The sequence below is a fragment of the Streptomyces sp. HUAS ZL42 genome (genome assembly GCF_040782645.1).
GTDB lineage: Bacteria > Actinomycetota > Actinomycetes > Streptomycetales > Streptomycetaceae > Streptomyces.
Genome location: NZ_CP160403.1, coordinates 667,170 through 693,103, shown reverse-complemented (window position 1 = coordinate 693,103; position 25,934 = coordinate 667,170). Strand labels below are relative to the sequence as shown.

The 25,934-nt window shown below is 69.2% G+C and carries 21 protein-coding genes and 2 pseudogenes; 15 read left to right on the top strand and 8 right to left on the bottom strand.

Features of this window, described 5'->3' with window-relative positions; all coding sequences use genetic code 11:
* Positions 1–445 precede the first annotated feature (445 nt).
* The 3 genes and pseudogenes from ABZO29_RS03275 to ABZO29_RS03265 all read left to right on the top strand — a co-directional run bounded on the left by ABZO29_RS03275 (position 446) and on the right by ABZO29_RS03265 (position 3,331).
* Positions 446–1,129, top strand: coding sequence for a haloacid dehalogenase type II (locus tag ABZO29_RS03275; RefSeq protein WP_367318592.1), 684 nt, complete (start codon positions 446–448; stop codon positions 1,127–1,129).
* Between the two features lie 57 nt (positions 1,130–1,186).
* Positions 1,187–2,470, top strand: coding sequence for an NAD(P)/FAD-dependent oxidoreductase (locus ABZO29_RS03270; RefSeq protein ID WP_367318591.1), 1,284 nt, complete (start codon positions 1,187–1,189; stop codon positions 2,468–2,470).
* Positions 2,471–2,670: 200 nt separating this feature from the next.
* Positions 2,671–3,331: pseudogene (locus ABZO29_RS03265) on the top strand (DUF6817 domain-containing protein).
* 348 nt (positions 3,332–3,679) lie between these two features.
* Here ABZO29_RS03265 and ABZO29_RS03260 read toward each other — a convergent pair.
* On the bottom strand, positions 3,680–4,351 hold the full coding sequence (locus tag ABZO29_RS03260; RefSeq protein WP_367318590.1) for a TetR/AcrR family transcriptional regulator: 672 nt from the start codon (positions 4,349–4,351) through the stop codon (positions 3,680–3,682).
* A 156-nt stretch (positions 4,352–4,507) separates the two neighbouring features.
* Between ABZO29_RS03260 and ABZO29_RS03255 the strand changes: the two genes are divergently transcribed.
* From ABZO29_RS03255 to ABZO29_RS03225, 7 genes are all read left to right on the top strand, one after another.
* The gene (locus ABZO29_RS03255) at positions 4,508–5,461 is read left to right on the top strand and encodes a fumarylacetoacetate hydrolase family protein (protein ID WP_367318589.1); all 954 of its coding nucleotides are present in this window, start codon (positions 4,508–4,510) and stop codon (positions 5,459–5,461) included.
* 95 nt (positions 5,462–5,556) lie between these two features.
* Positions 5,557–7,494: an acyl-CoA synthetase gene (locus ABZO29_RS03250; protein WP_367318588.1), complete on the top strand. Its 1,938-nt coding sequence runs from the start codon at positions 5,557–5,559 to the stop codon at positions 7,492–7,494.
* Complete coding sequence (locus ABZO29_RS03245; RefSeq protein ID WP_367318587.1) at positions 7,491–7,844, top strand: DoxX family protein; 354 nt, start codon at positions 7,491–7,493, stop codon at positions 7,842–7,844. The genes ABZO29_RS03250 and ABZO29_RS03245 overlap by 4 nt, the downstream gene beginning before the upstream one ends.
* 472 nt (positions 7,845–8,316) lie before the next feature.
* A complete protein-coding gene (locus tag ABZO29_RS03240; protein ID WP_367318586.1) occupies positions 8,317–10,083 on the top strand; it encodes an FAD-dependent monooxygenase in 1,767 nt (588 codons plus the stop codon).
* Positions 10,084–10,228: 145 nt separating this feature from the next.
* The gene (locus ABZO29_RS03235; protein ID WP_367318585.1) at positions 10,229–11,386 is read left to right on the top strand and encodes a VOC family protein; all 1,158 of its coding nucleotides are present in this window, start codon (positions 10,229–10,231) and stop codon (positions 11,384–11,386) included.
* On the top strand, positions 11,383–13,068 hold the full coding sequence (locus tag ABZO29_RS03230) for a bifunctional 3-(3-hydroxy-phenyl)propionate/3-hydroxycinnamic acid hydroxylase (RefSeq protein WP_367318584.1): 1,686 nt from the start codon (positions 11,383–11,385) through the stop codon (positions 13,066–13,068). Before ABZO29_RS03235 ends, ABZO29_RS03230 begins: the two co-directional genes overlap by 4 nt.
* Before the next feature lie 283 nt (positions 13,069–13,351).
* A complete protein-coding gene (locus tag ABZO29_RS03225) occupies positions 13,352–14,029 on the top strand; it encodes an HdeD family acid-resistance protein (RefSeq protein WP_367318583.1) in 678 nt (225 codons plus the stop codon).
* A gap of 231 nt (positions 14,030–14,260) precedes the next feature.
* Here ABZO29_RS03225 and ABZO29_RS03220 read toward each other — a convergent pair whose 3' ends face one another.
* The gene (locus ABZO29_RS03220) at positions 14,261–15,217 is read right to left on the bottom strand and encodes a diacylglycerol kinase family protein (protein ID WP_367318582.1); all 957 of its coding nucleotides are present in this window, start codon (positions 15,215–15,217) and stop codon (positions 14,261–14,263) included.
* 504 nt (positions 15,218–15,721) lie between these two features.
* On the opposite strand from ABZO29_RS03220, the gene ABZO29_RS03215 reads away from it, so the two are divergent.
* Positions 15,722–16,957 (top strand): SpoIIE family protein phosphatase, encoded by a 1,236-nt coding sequence (locus ABZO29_RS03215; RefSeq protein ID WP_367318581.1) that lies wholly within the window; start codon positions 15,722–15,724, stop codon positions 16,955–16,957.
* A gap of 236 nt (positions 16,958–17,193) precedes the next feature.
* On the opposite strand, the gene ABZO29_RS03210 is transcribed toward ABZO29_RS03215, so the two are convergent.
* Positions 17,194–18,093, bottom strand: a complete 900-nt coding sequence (locus tag ABZO29_RS03210; protein ID WP_367318580.1) for a helix-turn-helix transcriptional regulator — start codon at positions 18,091–18,093, stop codon at positions 17,194–17,196.
* Between the two features lie 182 nt (positions 18,094–18,275).
* Here ABZO29_RS03210 and ABZO29_RS03205 point away from each other — a divergent pair, with 182 nt between their 5' ends.
* The gene (locus ABZO29_RS03205) at positions 18,276–18,710 is read left to right on the top strand and encodes a nuclear transport factor 2 family protein (protein WP_367318579.1); all 435 of its coding nucleotides are present in this window, start codon (positions 18,276–18,278) and stop codon (positions 18,708–18,710) included.
* Positions 18,711–18,785: 75 nt separating this feature from the next.
* Here the strand turns inward: ABZO29_RS03205 and ABZO29_RS03200 are convergent, their stop codons facing one another.
* Complete coding sequence (locus tag ABZO29_RS03200) at positions 18,786–19,031, bottom strand: hypothetical protein (protein WP_367318578.1); 246 nt, start codon at positions 19,029–19,031, stop codon at positions 18,786–18,788.
* Positions 19,032–19,370: 339 nt separating this feature from the next.
* Between ABZO29_RS03200 and ABZO29_RS03195 the strand changes: the two genes are divergently transcribed.
* On the top strand, positions 19,371–19,943 hold the full coding sequence (locus tag ABZO29_RS03195; protein WP_367318577.1) for a GNAT family N-acetyltransferase: 573 nt from the start codon (positions 19,371–19,373) through the stop codon (positions 19,941–19,943).
* Between the two features lie 488 nt (positions 19,944–20,431).
* Here ABZO29_RS03195 and ABZO29_RS03190 read toward each other — a convergent pair whose 3' ends face one another.
* From ABZO29_RS03190 to ABZO29_RS03175, 4 genes and pseudogenes are all read right to left on the bottom strand, one after another.
* Positions 20,432–21,169: a phosphotransferase gene (locus ABZO29_RS03190; RefSeq protein ID WP_367318576.1), complete on the bottom strand. Its 738-nt coding sequence runs from the start codon at positions 21,167–21,169 to the stop codon at positions 20,432–20,434.
* Positions 21,170–21,493: 324 nt separating this feature from the next.
* The gene (locus ABZO29_RS03185; protein ID WP_367318575.1) at positions 21,494–22,600 is read right to left on the bottom strand and encodes an ABC transporter permease; all 1,107 of its coding nucleotides are present in this window, start codon (positions 22,598–22,600) and stop codon (positions 21,494–21,496) included.
* A gap of 898 nt (positions 22,601–23,498) precedes the next feature.
* Positions 23,499–24,137, bottom strand: a pseudogene (locus ABZO29_RS03180) (IS110 family transposase); the annotation flags it as partial.
* Positions 24,138–24,235: 98 nt separating this feature from the next.
* Entirely contained in the window at positions 24,236–24,370 is a 135-nt protein-coding gene (locus ABZO29_RS03175; RefSeq protein ID WP_367326422.1) for a hypothetical protein, read from the bottom strand.
* Between the two features lie 364 nt (positions 24,371–24,734).
* Between ABZO29_RS03175 and ABZO29_RS03170 the strand changes: the two genes are divergently transcribed.
* Positions 24,735–25,352 (top strand): helix-turn-helix domain-containing protein, encoded by a 618-nt coding sequence (locus ABZO29_RS03170; RefSeq protein ID WP_367326034.1) that lies wholly within the window; start codon positions 24,735–24,737, stop codon positions 25,350–25,352.
* Positions 25,340–25,903 (top strand): TetR/AcrR family transcriptional regulator, encoded by a 564-nt coding sequence (locus ABZO29_RS03165; RefSeq protein ID WP_367318574.1) that lies wholly within the window; start codon positions 25,340–25,342, stop codon positions 25,901–25,903. The genes ABZO29_RS03170 and ABZO29_RS03165 overlap by 13 nt, the downstream gene beginning before the upstream one ends.
* The last annotated feature ends 31 nt before the right edge of the window (positions 25,904–25,934 follow it).

The window sequence follows — 25,934 nt, the reverse complement described above, 5'->3', positions numbered from 1 at the left end:
AAAGCGTGTCGGTCAGAGGCCACATGCCCTTCATGCGGACGACAGCCTTGGCGGCCGACAGCCCGATCACACCGCCGGGCAGCAGCGCCAAGCGGCCGCAGTTCGCGCCGGAGCCGCTCGCGGTGCCTCTCAGAGACCCATTCGGTTCGGGCGGAACTGCATCGGATCCCTGACAGGAAATTGTGCACAGGCACAAAATACGCGGTCGATCTCGCGGCCTCACGTCCCTTGTTGCCGGATTCTCCACAGTGCTTCACTGACGCATCACCTCGAGCCGGGGGAGAGGCTCACACCCCCTCAGCCCCCCATGCCCCCTAAACAGGTCGCCGCCCCAACGCCTCGGCAGCCTCCTGAACTTCCGATGCGGCCGACCTGGCCGCACTCGACGAGATCGTGACTCCCGGTAAACAGACTGTCCTATATACCCGTAAAGAGGCTGAACGCCATGCGTCAGATCGTCACCTTCGATGCCTACGGCACCCTGGTCGACTTCCAGCTCGGCCCCACCACCCTGAAGGTCCTGGCCGACCGGCTGGACCTGGACCGTCTGAACGTCGACGAGTTCCTCGACGACTTCCGCATCATGCGGTTCCACGCCGTCCTGGAGGCATACCGCCCCTTCCACGAGGTGCTGCCCGCCAGCCTGGAGATAGCGATGCGTCTGCACGGCCTCGAGTACCGGCAGTCCGACGGCGAGGCCCTGGTCGCGGCCGTGCCCACCTTCGGCCCCCACCCCGAGGTCCCGGCCGCCCTGCAGGCGCTGAAGTCCCGGTACGAGATCGCCATTATCTCCAACACCGACGACGACCTCATCGCCCAGAACCTGGCCAACATCGGCGTCGAGTTCGACCATGTCATCACCGCCCAGCAGGCCAAGGCGTACAAGCCCTCCCGGCAGACCTTCGAGTACGCCTTCCAGGCCATGGACATCGACCCCGCCCAGGTCATCCACGTCGCCCAGGGCTGGGAGTACGACCTCATCCCCACCCGCGACCTCGGCCTCGCTCGCCGCGTGTGGATCAACCGCTACGGCCACAACGGCTCCATCGGCGCCCGCGGCAGCGCCGACTACCAGCCCTACGACGAGCTGCCCGACCTGTCCGGCCTGCCGGCCCTGCTCGGCTGCTGAAGCCGGGACCCAGACAAAACACCCCTGGACTACCAGGAAGACCCGAGGACGTACGTCATGAAGCAGATCCCCTACTGGCTCGACACGGCTCCTGCCTTCCCCGACCGGACCGGCAAGCCCCTGCCCGAGCAGGCGGACCTGGTGGTCATCGGCGGCGGCCTCACCGGCCTGTCCACCGCCTACCACGCGGCACGCAAGGGCGCCCACGTCGTCCTCGTGGAGAAGGACAAGGTCGGCTCCGGCGCCTCCGGGCGCAACGGCAGCATGTGCACCCAGGGCATCACCATCAGCCCCGCCGAGGCGCGCAAGCGCTACGGGCAGCCGCGGGCCCGGGAACTGTACGACGCCTTCCGCGAGGCGGTGGACCTGGTGGAGGAGCTGACGGTCAAGGAGCAGATCGACTGCGACTTCCACCGCGTAGGGCGTCTGGGCGTCGCGTTCAAGCCGCGGCACTTCGAGAGCATGCGGGCCAAGCAGCGCGACCTGGCCGACAACTTCGGCCACGACACCACGCTGCTGAGCAAGAGCGATCTACGTGCTGAGCTGGGCTCCGACTACTACCACGGAGCCCTGCTCGACCCGCTCAGCGCGCACCTTCACGTCGGCAAATACGTCCATGGCCTGGCCGAGGCCGCCGAACGGGCCGGGGCTGAGATCCACGAACGCAACGCCGCCATCGCGCTGCACCGCATCCCCGAGGGCGGTTTCCTCGTCGAGACCCTGCACGGCACCATCCGCGCCAAGCAGGTCATGGCGGCCACCGACGCCTACAGCGACCAGGCCATGCCCTGGTTCCGCAAGCGGCTGATCAACGTCGGCAGCTTCGTCATCGTCACCGAGCCGCTGGGCGAGGAGCGGGCCCGGCAGCTCATCCCCAACAACCGCGTGGTCGTGGACTCCAAGAACATCGGCCACTACATCCGCCTCACCCCGGACAACCGCCTCGCCTTCGGCGGCCGGGCCCGCTTCGCCCCCTCCAACCCCGCCTCGGACGTCAAGAGCGGTGACGTCCTGAAGCGGGAACTGGCGGAGATCTTCCCGCAGGTGGCGGACGTGCGGATCGACTATGTGTGGGGCGGCATGGTCGGCTTCTCCTGGGACCGCGTTCCGCACGCGGGTGAGGCCAACGGCCTTTACTACTCCATGGGTTACTGCGGTCACGGTGTCCAGATGGCCACCTACATGGGCCGCGCCATGGCCGAGGTGATGGACGGCCACCCGGAGGCCAACCCCCTGCGCGGCTTCGGCTTCCCCAAGGTCCCGGTGCCGTTTTACAACGGCACCGCCTGGTTCCTGCCGTTCGGCGGCGCCTACTACAAGGCGAAGGACCGGCTGCGCTGACCAACAGCGATGCATCGGAAGGGCCAGTGGCGGTGTCCGCCCACCACTGGCCCTTGCCTTGTCGTTTCCGGCACTCGAAAAGCGGTCGCGGATCTCGTCACCGGGCTCGACCGCTGCCGTCCAGACCTGTCTTCGCGCGGTCCGGGCTCCGGGCGAAGACACGGACGGGTGCCGACCCGAGCGACGGAAGGAGCCCGCCCGTGTCTGTCTTCCCCTCCGCATCCGCTCAGGCCATTGCCTTCCTGCGCGATCTCGGTGCGGCGGAGCTCGTCCGTCCCGGAGGGGAGTCTCCTCGCGCACCTCCAGCGTGTCCAGGAGCAGCTCGCGGCGTGGGGCGCCCGCCCCGCCCTCCGGCTCGCGGGCCTGTGCCACGCGTACTACGGCACCGACGGCTTCCCCACCGCGCTGCCGGCCCTGGACCGCCGTGCCGAACTCGCGGCGGTGATCGGAGCCGAGGCCGAAGCCATCGTGTATCTCTACGGCTCGTGCGACCGGAAAGCCACCTATTCAGCGCTGACGGACGCCGATGGCTACGTCCATGACCGGTTCACCGGTCGCGCCGGCCTCCCCGAACCGCAACGGCGTCACGACATCGCCGAGCTCACGGCCGCCGACGAACTCGACCTCGCCTGCATCGACCCGTCCTTCCCGGAACAGTGGGGAGGCGAACTCCTCGCCCTGTTCACCCGCTTTCGCCCCCTGCTCAGCCAGCCTGCCCGGTCGTCCTGCCAAGCCGTTCTTACCTCGCAGCCGTCCGCAGAGCTCGAGGACAACGGGCAGTCTCATGAAGACCACACCCCATCCAGCGTCGGCGACATGAGAGCAGCTGGCGTGAGAGGGGGCGGACTTTGCTCGTCATGAACACCTACGTGACGCATCATCACAGGTCAGGGCCGACCGGAACACTCGGAGAGTCGGTAAGGCGACGTCTACCGGCGCTACGGCCGTGACCACGCCGCCCAGGTCGCCAACGTCACCACCTACCAGCCCCGCCTGTCGGTCCGCTTCCCTGTCAAGTTCAGCATGTTGAGCTCGAACTGTGATCGGCATGAGCCCCAGTAGCGGGCCGCTTGACAACCGAGACCGTTTCGGTGGCTCCTGGTCAGCGCACGCGGACCCGGGGCTGGGCGAGCCGTTCTGGAGCCATCGTCCGGTGTCCCTGGAGGGCCGCGCCGGCCTTACCCTCTCCATCGCCGCCTCTCGCCCATGTCAGGTCCGGGGCAGCGACGGCAGGGGCCGGCTGGCGATCTCCTGTGCTTCGGCGCGTGTCATGCCGAACATGCGTAGCAGACGGGCGGCCAGTTGATCGGAAACATGCGCGGCATCGAGGTCCGGGCGGGTCTCCAGCAGGTGGAGCACTCCGAGCAGGGAGCCGCCGACCATGGCCACGGCGGTGTGCGGGTCGTCGATGTCCATACGTCCGCTGTCGGCGGCGGCCTGCAGGTCTCGCATCGCTCGCGGGGCCAGGCCGCTGTCGCAGGTCAGGTAGGGCATGCCGGTGCGGACGAGGATCCTGGCGATCTGCGTATGGGTGCGCTGCAGCCGGACGGTCAGGCGGACGCTGGCGGCGAAGATCTCCGCGGGGTCGTTCAGGTCTCCCACGACGGAGTCCATGAGGACGCCGTGTTCCTCCAGGGTGAGGGCGACAGCGGCGTCGAACAGCTCGTCCTTGCTGGTGAAGTGGTTGTAGAAGGAGCCGAAGCCGACGTCCGCCGCCTCGGTGATCTCCTGGATGCTCACGTCGGTCCGCCCTTGCTCGGCGAGGAACTGCTGCGCGGCGGCGATCAGCGCGGCCCGGGTACGAGCCTTGCGCCGGTCCTGGCGGTTGGGCGCGCGGTTGGGTGTTCGGCTGTTGGCCTTGCCCTGTCGGTCGATGCTCATCTGTTCATCTTACCCAACGGAATCAAAACTGATTGTTCCATCACTACTGACGGCTATTGACGATGCTGTCATCTGGACTGATTCTTTCATCACTGCTGACAGGGGCTGCTCGCGGGAGTGGTCCGGTCGGCGCCTGTCCAGGACTCAGGAGAGCCGATGAGTATCCAGGTCGTCCGCACCACAGACGGCTGGTGGGTGGAGAGCGGCACAGGACGGCTGCACCGCGTCGAAACCGACGCGGACACCACCGCCGGCCTGCTTGCCGACCGTTCCGCCGTGCAGCAGGCGGCCGCCCGCGCTGCGGCTGACCCCGACGCCGGGCTTTCCGCTGGAGAAGCGGAGCTGCTGTCGCCCGTCACCACCCCGTGCCGGGTGGTGGCGCAGATGGTCAACTACCGTTCCCACGCTGTGGACTCGGGATTCGACCCGGACACCGTTCCGCCGGCGTTCTTCCGCAAGGCGTCCGGGTCCGTCAGCGGCCCGTACCAGGACATCGTGCGGCCGCAGCACGTGCGTTTCCTGGACTACGAGGTGGAGCTCGGGCTGGTGATGGGCGCCGATCTGCCGGTCGGCGCCGAGGTCACCGACTCCACCCTGGCGGAGCACGTCGCCGCGCTGGTCGTCGCCAACGACGTCAGCGCCCGCGACCTGCAACTGCCCAAGACCCAGTTCTACGAGTCCAAGTCGTACCCGACCTTCACCCCGCTCGGCCCCCGGCTGCTCCTGGTGGACGCCGACGATCTGGCCCGCCTGCCGGAGCTGCGGCTCACGCTGAAGGTCAACGGGGCCACCCGGCAGGACCGCACCACCACGGACATGATCGTCCGGCCCGCCCGCGCCCTCAGCCTGCTGGCCCGCTTCCAGACCCTGCAGCCCGGTGACGTGCTGCTTACCGGAACGCCCGGCGGCACCGCCCTGAAATCCCCGGGCAAGCTCCTGGCCACACTCGCCGCCCTGCTGCCCCCGCACAAGCGCTGGCAGAAGTTCTTCGCCCGTCAGCAGGCGAACCCCGACTACCTCAAGGACGGCGACGTCGTCACGGCCGGTATAGCGACCGATGACGGCGTACTCGATCTCGGCGAGCAGCGCACGGTGGTGCGCGCCCGCTGAAGACTCCCGGGACCCCCGCCCGGGAGCGGCCGGCCCGGCATCCCCGTACCGGGCCGGCCCCTTGCCCCCATCCCTCACCCTGCAAAGGCGCACCGGTGACACTCACACCCACCGACCTGCTGTGGCCCGCCCCCGACAGCATCGCGGACCTGTCCGCGATCGAGGCTGTCCCGCTGCATGAGCGCGGCCTGCCCGCCACCACCTACGACACCGTGCTCCGCGCCGCCCGCCTGTGGCCCGACCGCCCGGCCCTGACGGTGCTGCCCGATGCCGCGCGCTTCCTGCGCCCTGACACCGCCACCTTCGCGCAGCTGCGCGACCAGGTGCACCGCACGGCCAACCTGCTGCGCTCGCTCGGCGTCACCCGCCGCGCCGCCGTGGGCCTGCTCGCCCCGAACACCGCAGAGCTGCCCGCCGCCCTGCTGGCCGCGCAGGCTGCGGGCATCGCCGCCCCGGTCAACCCGGGCCTGGCGTCCGAGCACGTCGAGCAGTTGCTGCGGCGCGGCGGCGCGCGGGTACTCATCGCCGCCGGCCCGCAGCTGGATACGCAGGTCTGGGCCACGGCCCGAAAGGTCGCCGCGGCCCTGCGGCTGGACGCACTGCTGGCCCTGGCCCCGACCCTGGCCGACGGCCCTGCCCCCGCTCTGGAACCCATCGAGGGCGTACGGGTCGGCTACCTCACGGAGCTGGCCGCGTCCCATCCCGCCAACCGGCTGGTGGACATCGAGCCCCCTGCCGCCGACGACCTGGCCGCCTACTTCCACACCGGCGGCACCACCGGCACTCCCAAGCTCGCCGCGCACACGCACGCCAACGAGGTCGTCGACGCCTGGATGGTGGCCGCGAGCGTTCCTCTCGACGAGGACGCGGTGATGTTCGCGGCGCTGCCGTTGTTCCACGTCAACGCCCTGATCGTCACCCTGCTCGGCCCGCTGCTGCGCGGCCGGGGAGTGGTGTGGGCCGGGCCGCTGGGCTACCGCGATCCCGAGCTGTATCCGGTGTTCTGGAAGCTGGTGGAGCACTACCGCATCGCGACCATGTCCGGCGTGCCCACCGTGTACTCCGTCCTCGCCCATGTCCCCGTCGACGCGGACATCTCCAGCATGCGGTTCGCCGCCGTCGGCGCCTCGCCGCTGCCGCCCGCCGTACGGGAGTCCTTCGAGGAGCACACCGGCATCCCGCTGTGCGAGGGCTACGGCCTGACCGAGGCGACCTGCGCCTCCGCTCTCGGCCTGCCCGGTCACACCAGGCCCGGTAGTGTCGGGCGGCGCCTGCCCTACCAGCAGGTCAAGACGGTGCGAATCGACCCGGACACCGGCGAGTGGCACGACCTGCCGCCGGGCGCCACCGGGGTGCTGGCCGTCAGTGGGCCGGTGGTCTTCGCCGGGTACGTCGCCGAGCACACCGACAGAGGGCCGCGCCTGGAAACCACCGGGAAGGTCCGCGACGGCTGGCTGGACACGGGCGACCTGGCCCGCATCGAGGCCGACGGCTTCATCCATCTCGCCGGCCGGGCCAAGGACCTGATCATCCGCGGGGGCCACAACATCGACCCCGCCGCGATCGAGGACGCCCTCCTCGACCACCCCGAGGTCACCGCCGCCGCGGCGGTCGGCCGTCCCGACCCGCACGCCGGTGAGGTGCCCGTCGCCTACGTCACCCTCGCCCCCGGTGCCGAAGCCGATCCCGCCGAGCTGCTCACCTGGGCCACCGAACGGGTCCCCGAGCGCGCCGCCGCCCCGCGCGAGGTGCTCGTGATCGACGCCATCCCGCTCACCGCCGTCGGCAAGCCCTACAAGCTCGGCCTTCGCCTGGACGCCACCCGCCGCGCGGTCCACGCCGAACTGGCCGCCCAGGGCGCGGACTGCGACCCGGAACGCATCCTGTGCCGGCCGCACGACGGCGGTGTCCGCGTCACGGTACCCGCCCTTGCCGACGAGGCGGTGCGACGCAGGGTCACCGCAGCACTGGACCGGTACGTCCTGCACTGGCAGTACGCCCCCAGCAAGCCACCAGAGAGAGAAACCCCATGAGCACCACCGCCATCGTCCTCGTCGTCCTCCTCGCCGGGATCTTCCTCCTGCTCGGGTCGGCCAAGCTCGCGGCAGTCCCCGCGATGCGCCAGGCCGCGGCCCACGTCGGCATGACCACCACCCACTACCGCCTGCTGGGTGCTCTGGAGGTGGCGGCAGCGGCCGGTCTGCTGCTCGGCCTGCGGATCACCGCGCTCGGTGCCGCCGCGTCGGTCGGCTTGATCCTTCTCATGGCCGGAGCCGTCGTCGTCCATCTACGCAGCGGTGACCCGGCGGCTCGCTGCCTGCCGGCCGTCGTCGTGGGTGTCCTGGCCGGGGCCCATCTCGTCGTGCTGGCCGGCGGCGGCTGAGCGCCCCGCTGGAAGTACCGCGATGGGCCGTCAGCCGTCCGCGGCGCCGTCGTGGCTGGTCGCGCCCACGCGGCGGAGCCGCATATCGACACAGCCCGACGCCCCTTCAGGGTGCTGCCGAAATCGCAGCGGACTTCGCCAGACCCGCTTGGCAGCGCCGCCGCCGGGACCCGAGGAGCATCACGATGAGCCGCATCGACGTCCGCCAGCATCTGCCGCGCCCTGTGCCTCCACGCCATGGCTGACGTAGCGCAGCATCCGCGCTCAGGGCGACCGCCGCAGGCCGCCTTCCTTCTTACGGTTGTACGGCGCCCGCCGCATCTTCACCGCCTTGGCTGCCGAGGTGCTGTGCGCCTCTGAATCGACACCGCTGTTTCCGGCGACCGGGGAAACGCCCTTGGCCCTTTTCCCCTGCCTCTCCTGACCCGTCCCCACCCCATGGCACCGAGCCGTGACATCCCATGGAGTACCCATGAACGACATCGATGTTCCCGTCCTCATCGTCGGCGGAGGCGGTGCGGGGCTCACCGCCTCCATGCTGCTCAGCCGCATGGGCATCGAGTCCCTGCTGGTCACCGCCTGGCCCAGCACCTCCGTCCTGCCCAAGGCCCATGTCCTGAACCAGCGCGCCATGGAGGTCATGCGTGATGCCGGGGCGGCCGACACCATCTACGCCGCTTCCACCCCGGCCGAGCAGATGTCCCACACCGCCTGGTACGTCGGTCTGGCCGGCGACCATGAGGACTACGGCCGCAGGGTGGCCCTGATGGAGGCTTGGGGCGCGGGCGGGAACTCTCCGGAGTGGCTCGCGGCCAGCCCCGAGCGGCAGGCCAACCTGCCCCAGATCCGCCTGGAGCCGGTCCTGCGCGCCCGCGCCGAGGAACTCTCGCCCGGCAAAGTCCGCTTCCATCACGAGCTGACCGGACTCGCCCAGGACGGCGAGGGCGTCACCGCCATCATCACCGACCGCGACAGTGGCGAGACCTACCGGGTGCGGGCCCGGTACCTGCTGGGCTGCGACGGCGGCCGTACCGTCGGGCCCGCCCTGGGCATCGTGCAGGAGGGCGTGCGCGACCTCGCCCGCGTGGTCTCCTTCCACATCTCCGCCGACCTGTCCCGCTGGGCGCGCGACCCGGAGGTGCTGATCCGCTGGCTGTGGCTGCCCGACCTCGGCATCCCCGGTGTTCTCGTCCCCATGGGCCCCGACCACTGGGGGCCCGAGTCCGAGGAGTGGGTCTTCCACCTCAACTACGGGCCCGATGACGGCCGCGCGCTGGACGACGAGTCGGTCCTGGCCGACCTGCGCACCGGGCTGGGCCTGAACGAAGAAGATGTGACGGTCCACATGATCTCCCGCTGGAGTCTGGAAGGCGTGGTCGCCGACCGCTTCCGCACCGGCCGCGTCCTGATCGCCGGCGACGCCGCCCACCGCCACCCGCCCACCGGCGGCCTCGGCCTGACCTCCGCCATGCACGACGTCCAGAACCTCGCCTGGAAACTCGCCGCCGTCCTGAACGGCCATGCCGGCGACGCCCTGCTCGACACCTACGAGGCCGAGCGGCGCCCGGCGGACGCCACCAACGTCCAGCGCTCGCTGGAGAACGCCATGAACCACATCGCCATCAACGCCCTCTTCGGCGGCGGTGCCGAAGCCGGCGAGGAGGAGAACTGGCGCCAGGCCCGCCGCCTGTGGAGCGAGGACCCCGCCGACGTCGACTTCCGCCGCACCTTCCTGGCCGCGGTGGCCGCCCAGTCCATGGAGTTCAACGAACTGGGCGTTGAGTTCGGCTACACCTACGACTCCGCAGCCGTCGTCCCCGACGGCACTCCCGCACCCGATAACCCCGACCCCGTCCGCATCTACCAGCCCGCCGCCCGCCCCGGACACCCGCTGCCCCACGCCTGGCTGGAGGACCTCGACGGCCATCGCGCGGCCCTGGCACACCTGGTGCGCCCCGGCCGCTTGCTGCTGATCGCCGGAGAGGACGGTCAGGCTTGGTGCGAGGCCGCCGAGAAGATCGCCGCCGAGAGCGGGCTGCCGCTGGACGCCATCCGGGTCGGCCACGTCGACGGCGACTACCGCGACCCACGCTCCACCTGGACCGCCGCCCGCGGCCACACACCGCAAGGCGCCGTCCTCGTGCGCCCGGACCGCTTCATCGGCTGGCGCGCCCACGGCGCGGTCACCGACCCGGTCGCCGAACTCAGCACGGCACTGGACTCCCTCCTCGCACGGTAGGAACCGCTCACCTGCCGTGCCACCCGGCCTGCCGATCACCGCCGCAGTCGGCGGGCCGGGCCCCACTTTCACCCTCGCCTCCGGGGCACCGCGGCACCTGCGCCCACCCTCGCGGCAGACCGTGGAGGCCACAGGAAGGACCCCCATGAACGACCCGACACCCACCCCCACCCCGGTCCCCACCGCCGACGCTCATCAGGGACTGCACAGCGAGCAGGGCGCCCTGCGAGGAGAGCACCCCGGCCGCGCCGCCCAGCCCGTCATCAAAGTGGTCGACCTGGCCTGGCTGGAGTTCACCAAGCCCGACCTGGACCGGGCCGAAACCTTCGCCCGCGACTTCGGGTTCACCACCGCCGCCCGTACCGATGACACCCTCTATCTACGCGGCGCCCTGGCCGGACCGCACTGCCTGGTGATCCGCCGCGGCCCCGCCTCCCGGTTCATCGGCCCCGCCTTCCAGGCCGCCGACGCCGCCGACCTCGACCGGTTGGCCCGCGCCACCGGCCACCAGGTCCGCCCCCTGACCGAGTACGGCCAAGGCTGCGTCGTGGACCTGCTCGATCCCTCCGGCGTCCCGGTCCGCGTCGTACACGGCGTCACCGAGCAGCCCGCGCGACCACTGCAGCAGCCCCTGGTCCTCAACACCGGCACCACCGCCTCAGCCGCCCGCATCAACGCCACCCAGCGCCCGCCCCGCACACCCTCCCAGGTGCAGCGCCTGGGCCACGTGGTGCTCTCCACCCGGGTCTTCCGGCGCGCCCTGGACTGGTACCTGCAGCACCTCGGCCTGATCGTCAGCGATTTCCTCTACCTGGACGGCCAGCGCGACCGCGGCCCCACCATGGCCTTCATCCGCTGCGACCGCGGCAGCGAACCCGCCGACCACCACACCCTGGCCATGCACCTGGGCCCCGACACCGGCTATGTCCACTCCGCCTACCAGGTCGCCGATCTCGACGCGCTGGCCGCCGGCGGCGCGTACCTGCGCGAGCGCGGCTACCACCACTCCTGGGGCATCGGCCGGCACATCCAGGGCAGCCAGATCTTCGACTACTGGCGCGACCCCGACCGCTTCATGCTGGAGCACTACGCCGACGGCGACGTCTTCGACAACACGCTGGAACCCGGCTGGGCCGCCATGTCCGCCTCCGGCCTGGCCCAGTGGGGCCCGCCCGCCACCCGCGACTTCCTCGGCACCACCCCCTCGCCGGGGGCGCTCCTGCAGGCGATCTCCGCGCTGCGCGAGGACAACGAAATCGACCGCGCCCGTCTGGTGGGCCTGATGAAAGCCCTGAGCAAGTGACCGCCACCATTCCTGAGCATGTACCCGTTGTGGTCATCGGTGCCGGGCCCACCGGGCTGACCGCCGCCACCCTCCTCGCCAGCCACGGCGTACCCGCCCTGGTCCTGGAGCGCCACCGCGCCCCCTATCCGCTGCCCCGCGCGGTCCACCTGGACGACGAGGTGCACCGCATCCTCCAGGCCATGGGCATCCACGAGACGTTCAGCGCGATCGCCCGTCCGGCCCGCGGCATGCGGCTGCTCGACAGCTCCCACCGTGTCCTGGCCGAGTTTTGTCGCGACAACCCGTGCGGCCGGTACGGATTTCCCGAAGCCAACATGTTCGACCAGCCCGAACTCGAGCAACTGATGCGGGACAACTGCCGGAACCACCCGCTGGTCACGCTGCGCGGAGGCATCGAGGTCACCGCCGTGACCCCGCCCCCGCACGATGGCGCTCCGGTGCGGGTCTCCTTCCGGGACGAGGACACCGGTGCCTCCCGCGCGATCCTGACCGACGCCGTGCTGGGGTGCGACGGCGCGGGCAGCCTGGTCCGTGCCTCAATCGGCTCCCGGATGCAGGACCTCGCCGCTTCTCAGCAGTGGCTGGTCGTCGACGTCCGCTGCCGCCTGCCACTGCCCGCCTGGGACGGCGTCCACCAGCTGTGCGACCCGCACGGGGCGGCCACCTACATGCGCGTCGGCGAGGACCGCTACCGCTGGGAGTTCCGCCTGCGCGCCGGCGAGCGGCAGGAGGAACTCGCCGACCGCGGGCGTCTGCTCACGCTGATCGCCCCCTGGACGCAAGGCATCCCTGATGACGAACTGCACGTCCTGCGCACCGCCACCTACACCTTCCGCGCCCAGGTCGCCGACCGCTGGCGCAACGGCCGCGTGTTCCTCCTCGGTGACGCCGCCCACCTCACCCCGCCCTTCATCGGGCAAGGGATGGGCGCGGGCATGCGCGACGCCCACAACCTCGCCTGGAAGCTCGCCCGAGTCCTCACCGGCCGCGCGAACGACGCCCTGCTTGACACCTACCAGGCCGAACGCCACCGCCACGCACGGCAGTTGATCCGCACCGCCGTGGCCGTCGGCGCCCTCATGACCGGCGGCGGAACGGGCACCGCACTGACCCGCAACGCCGTCCTGCCCGTCCTCTCCCGCCTGCCGGGCGCCTCCTCTCTCGTACTGTCCGCCGTCAGCCCGCCGCTGAGACCAGGCCCCCTGGCCGGCTCCCGCCGCCCGGGACGCCCGCGCCCTGGAACGCTGTGCCCCCAACCGCTGCTCCCCGACGCCGACGGCACCCCGCGCCTGCTGGACGACCTGCTCGGCGAGGGCTTCGCGGTCCTGGCCACCGCACCGCTCAGCCCGGCCCTGCACGCGCTGGCGCGAGCGCTGGACGCCCGCGTCATCCACCTGCACGACCCCCGACGACCACAGCCAGGCACGGGCGGCGCCGGCGCCGATCACCGCGCCAAAGCCGATCCGGGCACAAGAGACCTGGTCCGCTGGATGGGCACCGCGGGTGCCGTCCTGCTCCGCCCCGACCGGGTCGTCCTCGCCACCGCGGCCCGCCCCCGCCGCCCCGGCACCACGTGCGGAGACGACCTCGCGGCCACCTCGGCGGCCTGGGCATCACTGCTGTGCGGCAGCGGCCGCGCAGCCGAGGGCACTCCGACCGTGGTCACGGAACCACGGTGACGACGGCCGAGTCCGCCTCGCGGAGGAGCCCTCGGTCCCCACCTGAGACCGGGGCGCCTATGTCGCTGTCCAGACCGGCATCGAACAGAAGGCTCTTGGTGTCTGGTCCTGGCGCTTTGTTCAACCTGGTCAGAGGCCAGTTCAACACTCGTTTGAGTCCCAATGAAACCTGGGGAATTTCAATGACGCCCCCTGCATCCTCGCCGCGCGACACATACCGGGGCGGGAGTAACGATGGAGGTGACGCGATCCGACCACGCTGTTCCCGGAAGGAGCAGGCGCCATGACATCCCCCACCGATTCCTCGGGCACCGGCCCTCCGCGCGGCTCCGAGCCACAAGACGCCCCCTTGACCGAAGGCCTGGGCGCCTTGGCGAACATGGGCTGGCAGATCCTGCTCACCACGGGCCTGGCCACGATCGCCCTGGGCGTCGTGGTTTTCGCCTGGCCGGAGGAGACGCTGCGGGTCGTCGGCGTACTCTTCGGCATCTACCTGCTGGCTACTGGCGTCTTCCAGCTGGCCGCCGCTTTCGGCACGCATGTCCCCCGGCATCTTCGGGTGCTGCACTTCCTCACGGGTGCGCTCTCCGTCCTGCTGGGGCTGATCTGCTTCCGGGGCACTGTGCAGTCGATCTTTCTGCTCGCCCTGTGGATCGGCTTCAGCTGGCTGCTGCGCGGCATCATGGTGACGGCTGCGGCGGCTTCCGCCGAGGACATGCCGGCACGCGGCTGGCAGCTGTTCTACGGGATCATCAGCACTCTGGCGGGCATCGTGCTGATCGTATCGCCGTTCACCTCGATCGCCGCACTCACCCTGGCGGTGGGCGTCATGGCCGTGGTCCTCGGGGTGGTCGAGGTGTTCCAGGCCATCAGAATGCGCGTCGAAGTCGGCCGCCTCGCTCCTGGCGGCACTGCCACACAGCGGCGGCCCCTGTTCCACCGCCCGCACCCACAGCACTGATCACCGGGGCCGGACCGGCCAGCCGCGGACGAGCGACGAAGCGGCACTCCGTGCAGTGGGCGGGCACCTCGGTCAGCGCCTGCACCACACGGTCAGGTCCGTCAGCCCCACACTTTCATGAAGCGGGATGTCCAGCAGATGATCCGCGAAGGCGGACGGGTCGAGCGGAGTGCAGCGCAGACGTCACGCTCGGCCGACTCCGGTGAGGCAAGGGATACGGAAGGCTGGCACTCAGGGACTTCCCCTCAGTGGCGCAATCGCGTGCTCCGGGGGCATGCCCGGCCGGTCCTTCGGCAGCAGCACACGCAGGGCACCCGGCCGGATACCGCACACGATGGGCAGAGGAAGCCGCACCGCTTCGCCGTCGACGCCCGCGTCAAGATGCCGCACCTCACCGTGCAGCGTGATGCCGGGAGCAGACCAGATGACGGCCCCATCCCCTGCCGACCCGGTACCACGCTTGTGCTGTCGCAGTTCGCCGCGCAGATGCCGCAGGAGATCCGGGGGAGCCTGTGCCCGGCGCTTGAGAACGATGACACCCAGCTGTCCCGTACTGAGGGAGAAGCGACGCCCCAGCCAACGCGGTGTGGCCAGGTGGTAAGGGTTATTGGAGATCAGCACCACCTGCGGGAACTCGACGGTCCCCCATGGTGTGTCCACGCGGGCCTCGACCCACTGCTTGCCCTTGACATAGTCGGGTGCCACTGCGGCGAACGCGCGAGGCTTGTCCTCCCGGTACCCGGGCTCCAGCAGCGCGTCGGCGTACACACCCAAAGAGACGTTGTTGACGAAGACACGCGAGCCGAGCACCCCCAGGTCCACCTGCGCGGGCTCACCGTCGAGCAGGGCGTCCAGCGCCCGCCCTGGATCGCGCAGATCGAGGCCCAGGTCCCGGGCGAAGTGGTTGCGGGTACCCGCCGGGACCACGACCAACGACCGGCCCGTGTCGGCGGCCACCGCGGCGACTGCCGACACGGTGCCGTCACCGCCCGCTACCCCCAGCACCTGCGCCCCCTCCACCACGGCGTTCCTCGCGAGCGACGCCGCGTCCTCCTCCGCGCTGGTCGTCCAGACCTGGGCTCCCATACCCTCGGCCCGCTGCACCAGGCCGTAACGAGCCGCCTTGCCGCCGCCCGAGCGTGGATTCATCACGATCACCACCCGGGCACGCGTCCGAGCGCCGGCCATCACCGCACCCGCTCTCGGTGTTCAGACGGTGAGAAGGAATTGCCGGCCCATGTCCGCCAAGGTCGCCAGGCTTCCGCCGAGCAAGGGTCCTGTGGTGCGGTGCCGTGCGGGGGCGTGGTGCCGGTGCCTGCCGGGGTTTCGGAGGGAGATGTCATGCCGCCTCACCCTCCAGGTAGAGGGGTGGATCGGTTCCTCTCCATCCTCACTCCGCCCAGCCCCGTATCGCCTGGCGGGAGGTGGTCAACGGAGAGTTGCCAGGTCGGTGCCGTCGCCCTGGCTGCCGCTTCGGGCGATCTCTCTGCGTTGCCGGCAGTGCCGGATACTCCTCGCCCCAGAAGGCTTGCCGACGCCTCGTGCGGTGCGGCACGACAGCGGCTGCGGGGAGCCCTCTGGGACCCGGTCGGGGGTCGGTGCCGGGTGAATGAACGCGAACGAGCCCGAGCACTGGACCGCCCGTAGATTGGAAGACCAGGCAGTTGCGCTCGCGGCCACGGAGAGCGCGTGATGACAGCGGACATCGATTTCACGGCGTTCTTCGACGCCACACCAAGCCCGTACCTGGTGCTGGATGCGGACCTGGTGATCCGCTACGTCAACCCGGCCTGCCTGCGGACTGCCGGCCGGACCAAGGACGAGTTGATCGGGAAGTACTTCTTCAACGCCCTGCCGGAAAATCCCGGCTTCCGCGACGACGCGGAACGAAATCTGAAAGCCTCCCTGCACCGGCCTCTGGACACCGGGAAGCCCGAAACCGCGGTGCTCCAGCGGTACGACCTTCCCGCCCCCGATCAGCAGGACGGGTTCGAGGAGCGATGGTGGTCGGTGGTCCACACCCCGCTGTCCGCGCCTGACGGCACAGTGAAGTGGATCATCCAGCAGATAGAGGACGTCACGTCCTTCGTCCACTCACCCCGGCCACGTCAGCTGAGCGAGGAGTGGCCCGAACGAACGGAGGGCATGGCAGCCGAGCTGTACGCGCGCGCCCGCGAGCTGCACCGGCTGAACCAGGAACTGCGCCAGGCCCACGCCCGCGAACAGCAGGTCGCCATCACCCTGCAGGAAGCCATGCTCTCCGTCCCCGACCTGGACCGGCACAGCAACATCGCCGTGCGCTACCTGCCCGCGACCGCGTCACTGAACGTATGCGGCGACTGGTACGACATCGTCGACCTGCCACCCGACCGCTACGCCGTGGCGGTCGGAGACGTCGTCGGCCACGGACTGCACGCCGCCGCCGTGATGGGCATGCTCCGCAGCGCCCTGAGCGCCGTCATCCGCGCCATCCCCAGCCCCGCCCAGGCCCTGGAAGTCCTCGGCCTCTATGCCCGCTCCGTGGACGGCGCCATGGCCGCCACCGCGGTCAAGGTACTCATCGACACCCGCAGCAGGCTGATCATCTACAGCAACGCCGGGCACCCATCGCCGATCCTGCTCCACATCGACGGGACCTGCGACCTGCTGGACCAGGCCACCGACCCGCCACTCGGCACGCGCGAGCACCATGTCCCCCGCCCCCAGGCCGGCCTCCCTTACAGGCCGGGAGACACCCTCGTGCTGTACACGGACGGCCTCATCGAGCGCCGCGGCGAGGACATCGACGCCGGCTTGGAACGCCTGACCACTGCCCTGGCCCAGGACCGAACCCTCGCCCCTGACCTGCTGGCCGACGCACTGCTGACCCGGCTCGACGTCGCCGGGGGTGTCTCCGACGACATCGCTCTCGTCATCATCCGCCTATAACCTTGCGCGACTTCTGGATAGCGCCCGGAGACACTCCAGCCCGGATCAGTAACAGGCACTGAGGAGCTGTGTCGGGTCCTGACATGGCAAGGTGAGCGAGCCTTCGGCGCAGGTCAGGTGGCTTGGAACGGGTGCCGCTACTTCAAGGCGCCCCCGGAGGCGATCGCCGAACTCGCCGGCTTGCTCGCGCCGGGTGACAGTCGCCGCTGAGCGCTGGAAGGGACCGGTGCAGCCCGTCAGGCCTGCCGGGGTGGCGGTTTGCTCGTGGACTGCGCGTCCTGCTCCTGTCCGGTCGTGGCGGACCAACTGGCGAGCAGCTTCAGGCCGTCCTCGGCGGCGGTTCCGGGTGGCGCGCTGTAGACGACCACGCTCAGGCCGCTTTGGTCCGGCAGGCTCATGGTCTCCTGATCGAGTTGCAGGTCGCCGACGAGCGGATGGTTGAGGCGTTTGGTGCTCTCGCGGAAGACATGCACGTCGTGGGATCCCCACATCACGCGGAAGGCGTCGCTGCGGGTGGACAGTTCACCGATCAGATTCGACAGCTCCCGGTCGTTGGGGCTTTTCCCCGCCTCGATGCGCAGCGCGCCCACGGCGAAGTGGGCCATGCGCTCCCAGTCGGCGTAGAACCGCCTGGCTGCGGGGTTGAAGAACGCGAACCGGGCGACGTTCGCATTACAGGTCGGGTCGGCATACATCTCCGAGTACAGGGCCCGGCCCAGCGGGTTGGCGGCCAGCGCATCGAGGCGATTGTTCATCACGTACGCCGGCAGTTCCGGCATGCCTTCGACGATCCGCGCCACGCTCGGCCGCACCGTCGGCCGACTCTCCCGTTGCCGTGCCCGCGCCTGAGGCGCCGGTCCCGCAGCGCGAGCGAGGTCGTAGAGGTACATGCGCTCGGTGTCGTCGAGCCGCAGGGCGTGGGCAAGGGCGTCCAGCACGCTGTCGGAGACACCTTGGAGGTTGCCGCGCTCCAGGCGCGTGTAGTACTCGACGCTCACACCGGCGAGCGTGGCGACCTCGCCCCTGCGCAGCCCGGGCACCCTCCGCTGACCATACGTCAGCAGACCGGCCTGCTCTGGGGTGATCTTGTCGCGTCGGGAGCGGAGGAATGCGCTGACTGCGTCCCGGTTGTCCATGAGGACAGGGTAAGAGGGCGGCGCGATGGGGGAGGGGCCCTGCCAGTACCCCTCACAGCAAGGACTCCCTCGTCGCGGCTGTCTCCCGTTGCATGGTGCGTGCCCCGATCCCCGGGGCCCGACCGGTGCGAGGACGTACGCGCCCCGTTCGTCAGCACCTGAACACTGACAGGACACACAAAATGAGCTACCAGATCGAGACGGTGACGGAGAGCCCCGCGGATGTCGTGCGAGGGCTGTATGACGCGCTGAGCAAGGGCGACGTGCCGGGTGTCCTGGCCAGGCTCGCCCCCGAGGTGATTGTCGACGAGCCGAACCAGCTCCCCTACGGCGGCGTCCACCAGGGCCGCGAGGTGTTCGTGCAGTCGATCCTGGGCGCGATGATGGGCTACGCCCACGTTGCTATCACTGATGCCGAGGTGTTCGAGGGCCCGGCCGGCGTTGTCGGAACGCTCACTGGAACGCTCACGGCACACACCACCGGTGAGAGGTTCCCGCTGACCATGGTTGAGATCCACCAGGTCGAGGACGGCATGGTGCGCAAGGTCGACGTCTACACCAAGAACCCCCACGAGCTCGCCGGGTTCTACGCGCGCGCCGAGGCCGGCACCCGCTGACCGCGATGCCCGTCGGGTCTTCCCGTGGTGCACGCGGAGACCCGCGATCGTCACCGTGGTCGTTGTGCAACACGCTTAGCGGCCCTGGAGTTCGAACTCTGCGCGGGTTGACGCCACGCCGTTGATCTGCAGCGCGATGGCGTGTGGTCCGGGGTGGTAGCGGCGGGTGGTGATCGGGCGGAAGGAGTGTTCGCGGCTCACCTCCGTCGTCTCGCCCGGGGCGAGGGTGCGGGTGGTGAGCTTGAACGTCTTGGCGCTCTGCGGGCCGTTGGCCTTGCTGTGGTGGACCACGTAGTCGATCGCCAGGCGGGCCTCTTCCACGCCGGTGTTGCGGATGGTCGCGGTGAACCCAGTCGTCGCCGATCAGCAGCAACTTGCCTCCGCAGCCAGGTAGTTCACTCGTCGTACAGCCTGCGGAAGACACAGCACGCTCCCCGGCGGGGGCACGGTCTGACCACAGCAGTCAGATGCTTCCGGGCTGGTGAGCGCTCACCTGCTGGCGGCTACGGAACCGAGTCTCTCCGACCCGGCGGCTCCCATCAGGGTGCTGGTTGAAGGCGTGCACGATCCGCTGATAGGCGGAGCCTTGGGTCGTGAGGACCGGATCGGGATCGGAAATTCAGTGCTCTGCCCGCCCCGTGAGGACGCAAGATGGTGCGCATGACTTTGGCCGCCCCCGTACTGCACACCGCTCGCCTGCGACTGCGCCCCTTCACCGACACCGACGCGGACCCCCTCTTCGCGGTGCACAGCAGCACCTACGTGATGCGCTACTGGGACTCCCCGCCGTGGACGGAACCGGCCCGCGCCGAGCGCTTCATCGCGATGTGCCGGAAGATGGCGGACGAAGGCACCGGGGCACGGGTTGCCATCGACCGTGCTTCCGACGGGGCCTTCGTCGGCTGGTGCGGTCTGACCGGATGGAACCCGGACTACCGCAGCGCATCGTTGGGCTACGTCCTCGACGAGGCGATGTGGGGACACGGCTACGCGACGGAGGCGGCGCACGCCTTGCTGAAATGGGCATTCGACACACTGGACCTGAACCGAGTCCAGGCCGAGACCGATACGCGCAACGTGGCATCCGCCCGGGTACTGGAGAAGATCGGATTCGTGCGTGAAGGGACGTTGCGGGAAGACTGCGTCGTGAACGGCGAGGTATCCGACTCGTGGGTGTTCGGATTGCTCAGGCGAGAATGGCGACCGGCGGCCGTACAGATCCCAGCCCGCTGAGTCCGCTTCTGGTAGCGGCCTCGACCCGGCTGCGTGAGGAAGCCTTGAGGGATGAGGCGTCCGAGGCGGCTGCGGGTGATGTTGACGGACGCTTCGTCGGTGGGCATGCCGAGGAGTTCGTGCAGTTCACGGGCGCGGAATGCCTGGTCGGAGTGCTGGTTGAAGGCGCTCACGACGGTCTGGTAGGCGCTGTTCGACTTGGGGGCATCGGGTTCGGTACCTGCTGGTGCGACCTCCACGATGGGCTTTCGGATGGTGGCCAGGTCCGTAAGCCGTGTTTCGGTCTCGGCCAGGGAGGCGGTGAGGTGTTCGATCTGGTCGCGTAGTTCTCCGGCCCGGGTGGTGGCCTCGTCGTGCTGGACCTGGAGGGTTGCCAGGGCGTCCCCCAGACCTCAAGTCGCGGCCAGCTCCTGGCCGTCAAGGACGGCATCGAAGACCGGCCTGCGCAGGAAGCCGCTCCTCGGCCCCGAGCTACCGTCTCCATGCGCTCACTTCAATGAGCGTTCCAACTCACCCCGGTGATCGGAAACCCACTGAGACGCCGCCTGAACCTCCCTGACCACCCCGGCCTCACGCAGCCGGACCATGGCGACGTCACCCGCGTCGGCCTCGGCCTCGATGCCCCGCCAGCAGCGGTCCTGCCACCACAAGACCGTGGGCACCAGATGTTGCCGGTCCGACAACTCGTAGCCGTCAGCGATCAGCCTCATGCGCCGGGCCGCCTCATCGACGTCGGCCACAGCAGGGCCGAGACCGAGGTACTGCCAGCAGACATGAGCGACGTCATGGATCCGGGCGCCCGGCGCCGCCAGGTCCCAGTCGATGAATGCCGTCGGCCGAAGCGAGCCACTGACCAGCCGATACACCGTGTTCTTGGGCGACAGGTCGTTGTGACACACGACCTCGTGGTCTCCGGCCAGCGCGGTGCCGGCCGTCAGGTCGTGGAACTCGCGCACGAGCCGGGCGACCGCCGCCAGGCTCTCGTCCGACGACACGGCAGCTGGCTGTCGCGGTTCCCACGCCACATGGCCATCAAGGTAACTGAGCACGTCGCGGCCCTGCTCGTCCACACCGAGATACCGCGGAGCTCCGTTCCAGCCACCGGCTTCGAGCAACCTCAGCAGATCACCCACGAACTTCGTGCGAGCAGACGCTGGACGGCGCACCGTGTCGCCAACACGAACGACGGCATTGACGAAACCTCCCGGCAAGGGCGACTCATGCATCCGTCCACCCTGCCCGATCGTTACCTCGAATTCTCAACTTGCCACTGCACCCCGGTTCGGTCCACGTACAGGATCACGTTCATGATCTCGCGGAGATTATGCTGGGGAGGCTCTTTGGATCTCGCCGGTGATGCTCATCCCTCCAATTGACTGAGCGTCGAAGGAAGTGGAGGGTGTGACGAGCATGAGCACGCGTATGGCTTGCCCTTGGAGGCGACACGCTGAAGTGGACATGATCGCCTCATGAATCAGCGCTCGAGCCGGTCTTCTCCCGCAAGCCAGTCGAGCTGCGCATCGACCGCGTGATACCGGTCTGAACGGTCGTCACCCTGCAGGCACGGGGCCCGAGTCGCTGCCGCCCGATCCAACGGCGCTGAAGGCCGCTGCCTTGCGTCGCTCCCGTGACCAGGCCGCGACCAGCGCGACTGCGGTTCCGCCCACCGCGTAGGCGGCGAGCACCCACCACGCGACCGCCGTGGCGTGCGCGTCGAAGTACACGGTGTTGCGGACCAGCGTGGTGCCGGCGCCCGGCGGCAGTGCCTGTCCGATCGCGCTCCAGAACCCTGGCAGCAGCACCGACGGGTACACCCCGCCCGAGCTCGGGTTGCCCAGCACCACGAACAGCAGGATGGTCAGCCCGGTGCCGAGCATGCCCAGCAGCGTCTGGAGCGCGAGCGAGGTCGCCGCAGACGCGAACACCACCAGCGTGCCGATCCCTGTCAACGCCCAGAAATGACCGCTCAGCGCGTCGAACACCGGGCCCACGATCACCGCCCCGGCGACCCCCGACACGATCGCGTACACACCCAGCACTGCCAGCCTGATCATGATCCGGTGCTGGTTGGCCGGCTGTGAACCGGCGGACATATTCATGATCGTCGCCGTCAGGTAGCCGCCGACCACCCAACCGAGCACCAGGTAGAAGGAGGTCATGCCGCGCCCGTCGCCGCTGTTCGGCGCCTTGATGTCGGTGACGGTGACCTGCCGCTTCTGCGCGGCTTCGATCTTCTGGGCGAGTTGTGAGGCGGTCTGCGACACCGAGGGGCCGCCCGCCGAGGCGACCAGCAGTGTGTCCTTCGTGCCCCCTGCGTTGAAGAGGAAGGCGGCGTCTGCCCTACGGTCCATGATCCGCTGCCGGGCGGCAGACTCGCTGGCGGCAGCGGTCGCCTTCACCGGGTCGCCGTCGAGCCCGTTGAGCTTGGCCACGATCTGGGCCGAGGCTTGTGCCGGGGCCACCACCGCCACCGGAATCCGGTGCGGGGTGGGGGAGTGAAATGCGCCCAGGTAGGAGACGGTGAAGGCGAGTTGTATGAGCAGGCCGCCCAGTACGAGCCCGAAGGCGCGGAAGCTGATGGCGTCCCGCAGTTCGGCCAGGAAGCCCTGGGCGGGTCCGGCGGAGGTGGAGGGAAAATCGGCGTTCATGGCACGCATGATCTCAGCCGGGAAGCGCAGCCGTTCGCCGGGCCCGCGTGCGCGCCGGCAGACCGGCCCCCGTACGTACCCCCGAACTTTCCAGCACACCAACCGCGTGGTGGGCATCTCCGACTTGGCGTACTGCGAGGGTTTGTACGCAGTCCATGTCGCGTGATTCGCCACTGTGTCTACGCAGTTCATCCCGCCCCATCCGGTGCCGTTGACGGAAAGGCGCCTGGTGTACCCGGACCCTGGGAGAAATGAGGGCGGATCCGCCGCACGCTTTTCGAACACGGCCCGTCGGAGCGGATGTCGCGCTCGGCATTTCGGACTGACTGGGCCTCGGTCGCGTCAAGGGCTCCGGGAGGGGCGGCACTGTCGCGCTGACCTCCCCGCCGCTCGTCGCGCTCATCGCCGCGGCGGTGGTTCAGAACGCGTGGGGGCAACTCTGACGAGCGCTCGCCTGGTCTGTGGTTGAGTTGGTCCCGGTCGCGCTGCCACCGGGCCATCTCGAGGGCGTCCAGGACGGGCCGGGTCTCCTTCGAAGTGGCCGCTGACCAGACGACGATGCGGCGGGAGAAGGTGTCCACGACAAGGCGACGTAGACGACGCCGGCGAACGTGGTGACGTGCGTGAAGTCGGCGACCCAGCAGGGGTTCGGGGCCGGGGCGACGCAGTAGCCGTCCACCAGGTCCGGAGCCCGTTCCGCCGGGAATTCGGTGACCGGCTGGTTCGGGCCCGGTTGGGAGTTGTACATCTTCCACGCAGCCGGGTCGTCCACTGCACGGCCCTGCCCGCTCCCGTCCTTGAAGCTCATGTCGAGTTCGGAGCTCATCTGCTCGTACTCGCGCCCGGCGTTGCCGCCGATGACATCGGGCATGGCGGTGATCTGGTCGGCCAGGGTGCGGGCACTGCGCATGCGCGGGGCGGCCTGGAGCATGACCTGCGTGATCTGCTCGGTGCCCGCCTGGGCCAGCTGGGCCGGGGAGCCGAAGGTCTGCAGCAGGGCCAGGACGGCCGGGTGGCGCAGGCGGGGTCCGAGGACGCGTTCGAGGGCGGGGTGGATGGAGGTGAGCAGTCCGCGCAGCCGGTTGGGGGTGCGGGTGGCGTCCTGGGCGGGGTCGTCGTCGTGGCCCAGGATCATGGTCAGTTCGGCCCGCACGCTCTCGTTGGGGTCGATTGAGTGCAGCAGGTGGGGCATGGTGCGGGCGGCATCGGCGATGGTAGGCATCGCGGGGGTCGGACTTGCCGGTGCCGGGGTGCAGATCGGCCAGCCGACGCATCGACAGGACCGGAAGATAGGCGACTTCGCATCCACAAGCGCGGGCGACGGTGACCGCCAGGGTGCCGATGGAGGCCGGCTGGTCCACCACGACCAGGACCTTCCCCTTGCGCTTGAGGCGGGGGAACAGCTCCCGCAGCTGGGGCTCGCCGTTGGGCAGCGGCTTGTCGAAGGCGTACGGCCGTCGGTCAGCAAAGCCGTGCCGTGGCGGGTGGACTTGCCCACGTCCAGGGCGCAGAACACATCGATCGAGGTGAAGGTGTTGCTGGTCACCGGGCTTCCCTCCCCGGAGTGACAACCGGTGGCCCGCCCAGGACCCGGAGATCGGCAGCCACATTACGCAGCCCTGCCTGTCGGCGGACACGCTTCCATCAGCGACCATCCGGTGCCGCACGACCGGCGACAGGGATCATGGAATACCTCGGCTTCCGCAGCAGCCGCCAGTCCTTCAGCGTGGTGGTGGCCTGCTCGCTCAGGGCCAGGATCTTCTCATGCGGGACGTTCACCGCCTGCTGACCTGCGGACCGGTTCTCCCACTGGCCGTGGCAGGGGACCAGGACCGCGGGGCCGGTGTCTTGGTACCCCTTGTCCCCCTTGTCCGCGAAGCAGATCGTGCATCGGCGGCAAGTGCCGACAGCCGAAGGAGCTGGGCCAGCCCGGAACACCTCTACGTGATCACGACGGACGGCAATAGCGAAGAAGCCGCATCCCGATGAAGCATCTACGCTCCGGATTAGCGACGGGAGCCGCACCCGCACGATGGGCCAGGGCCTTCGGCATATCTTGACGAAGGCGTGACTACGCTCTGCCGGCGTGCCCGCCGTGTTGCGGTATTCGGCGCGCAGTAGCTGGCGCGTGGGGGTGGAACTGATGACAAATTACGCCTCATGGCTCGAGTGTTTAAGGAGAGAAAGCGGGGGCCTGGATGAGGGGATATTTGGATTCGCGTCACAGAATCAGATCGGCGAGCCGATTGGGCGAACGCTTGTGGTGATTCACCAGCGCTACGGTGAGAAGCTGTCTCTCCCATATCTCGCAAAAGTTGCCGGGCTGAGCAATTATCACTTTTGCCGCGTATTTCAGCGTCAAGTGGGAATGTCTCCCATCAAACTCCTGTCCCTGGTGCGTATGTGGCGCGCCAAATGTTTACTTGAGTCCACAACGCTAAGTGTCAGTGAAATAACTCGCCAGGTGGGGTACGGCAGCGTAACCACGTTCACTACCCGATTCTCGGCCCTGTTTGGTGTCGCACCCAGCCAGCATCGACGGCAGCACGCACTCAAGTTGCAACAGATGAATGGATCCGCAGGAGGTGCGCAACGGGTGAAGAATAGCGGAGACGAGACGAAAGATTCGGGCAGGAGGTTGGATTCCGAAGCATTCCGACACGCCCCGAAACTGTCCCACCGTGCCGATGAATTCACAGAGCAGCCGCAGGAAGTGAGCACGAGTGGTGGCAGTCAGAACGAGGCCCCATGGCCAGGATGAGTGCAGAAGAAAGGCGCGAGAGCGTCATCCGCGCGGCGACCTGGGAGTTCGCCCGCGGCGGCTACCACGGCACGTCGACCGAGGCGATCGCCAAGCGGGTCGGTGTCTCGCAGCCGTATCTCTTCCGACTCTTCCCAGGCAAGAAGGCGATCTTCCTCGCGACGGCCCACAAGTGCATGGAGGACACGATCCGAACGTTCGAGGAGGCCGCCGAAGGGTTGGAAGGCGAAGAGGCTCTGCACGCCATGGCGAACGCGTACACCAAGGTCATCGCGGAGCAGCCCGAGCGCCTGCTGATGCAGATGCAGATGTACGTCACCGTGGCCGCCGCCGAGCAGGAGGGCGACCGCGAGTTCGGCGAGACCGTGCGCAGCGAATGGATGCGGCTGTGGGACACAGTTCATCTGTCACTCGGCGCCGACATCGACGAAACGACGACGTTCATGGCGCACGGCATGCTCATCAACTGCCTGGTGGCCATGGGCTTTGCCCCCGAACGCAAGGTCTGGGAGGGCGTCTATCCGTCGGCGCGGCGCACCGGCTGGCTGTAGGCGTGGCATCAGCGTGTTGATTCCCGGCAAG

What these genes read in the sequence shown, in the direction of transcription:
- ABZO29_RS03275 (WP_367318592.1), top strand. Translation starts at nt 446, where the DNA reads ATGCGTCAGATCGTCACCTTCGATGCCTACGGCACCCTGGTCGACTTC.
- ABZO29_RS03270 (WP_367318591.1), top strand. Translation starts at nt 1,187, where the DNA reads ATGAAGCAGATCCCCTACTGGCTCGACACGGCTCCTGCCTTCCCCGAC.
- ABZO29_RS03260 (WP_367318590.1), bottom strand. Translation starts at nt 4,351, where the DNA reads ATGAGCATCGACCGACAGGGCAAGGCCAACAGCCGAACACCCAACCGC.
- ABZO29_RS03255 (WP_367318589.1), top strand. Translation starts at nt 4,508, where the DNA reads ATGAGTATCCAGGTCGTCCGCACCACAGACGGCTGGTGGGTGGAGAGC.
- ABZO29_RS03245 (WP_367318587.1), top strand. Translation starts at nt 7,491, where the DNA reads ATGAGCACCACCGCCATCGTCCTCGTCGTCCTCCTCGCCGGGATCTTC.
- ABZO29_RS03240 (WP_367318586.1), top strand. Translation starts at nt 8,317, where the DNA reads ATGAACGACATCGATGTTCCCGTCCTCATCGTCGGCGGAGGCGGTGCG.
- ABZO29_RS03235 (WP_367318585.1), top strand. Translation starts at nt 10,229, where the DNA reads ATGAACGACCCGACACCCACCCCCACCCCGGTCCCCACCGCCGACGCT.
- ABZO29_RS03225 (WP_367318583.1), top strand. Translation starts at nt 13,352, where the DNA reads ATGACATCCCCCACCGATTCCTCGGGCACCGGCCCTCCGCGCGGCTCC.
- ABZO29_RS03220 (WP_367318582.1), bottom strand. Translation starts at nt 15,217, where the DNA reads ATGGCCGGCGCTCGGACGCGTGCCCGGGTGGTGATCGTGATGAATCCA.
- ABZO29_RS03215 (WP_367318581.1), top strand. Translation starts at nt 15,722, where the DNA reads ATGACAGCGGACATCGATTTCACGGCGTTCTTCGACGCCACACCAAGC.
- ABZO29_RS03210 (WP_367318580.1), bottom strand. Translation starts at nt 18,093, where the DNA reads ATGGACAACCGGGACGCAGTCAGCGCATTCCTCCGCTCCCGACGCGAC.
- ABZO29_RS03205 (WP_367318579.1), top strand. Translation starts at nt 18,276, where the DNA reads ATGAGCTACCAGATCGAGACGGTGACGGAGAGCCCCGCGGATGTCGTG.
- ABZO29_RS03195 (WP_367318577.1), top strand. Translation starts at nt 19,371, where the DNA reads ATGACTTTGGCCGCCCCCGTACTGCACACCGCTCGCCTGCGACTGCGC.
- ABZO29_RS03190 (WP_367318576.1), bottom strand. Translation starts at nt 21,169, where the DNA reads ATGCATGAGTCGCCCTTGCCGGGAGGTTTCGTCAATGCCGTCGTTCGT.
- ABZO29_RS03185 (WP_367318575.1), bottom strand. Translation starts at nt 22,600, where the DNA reads ATGCGTGCCATGAACGCCGATTTTCCCTCCACCTCCGCCGGACCCGCC.
- ABZO29_RS03170 (WP_367326034.1), top strand. Translation starts at nt 24,735, where the DNA reads ATGACAAATTACGCCTCATGGCTCGAGTGTTTAAGGAGAGAAAGCGGG.
- ABZO29_RS03165 (WP_367318574.1), top strand. Translation starts at nt 25,340, where the DNA reads ATGGCCAGGATGAGTGCAGAAGAAAGGCGCGAGAGCGTCATCCGCGCG.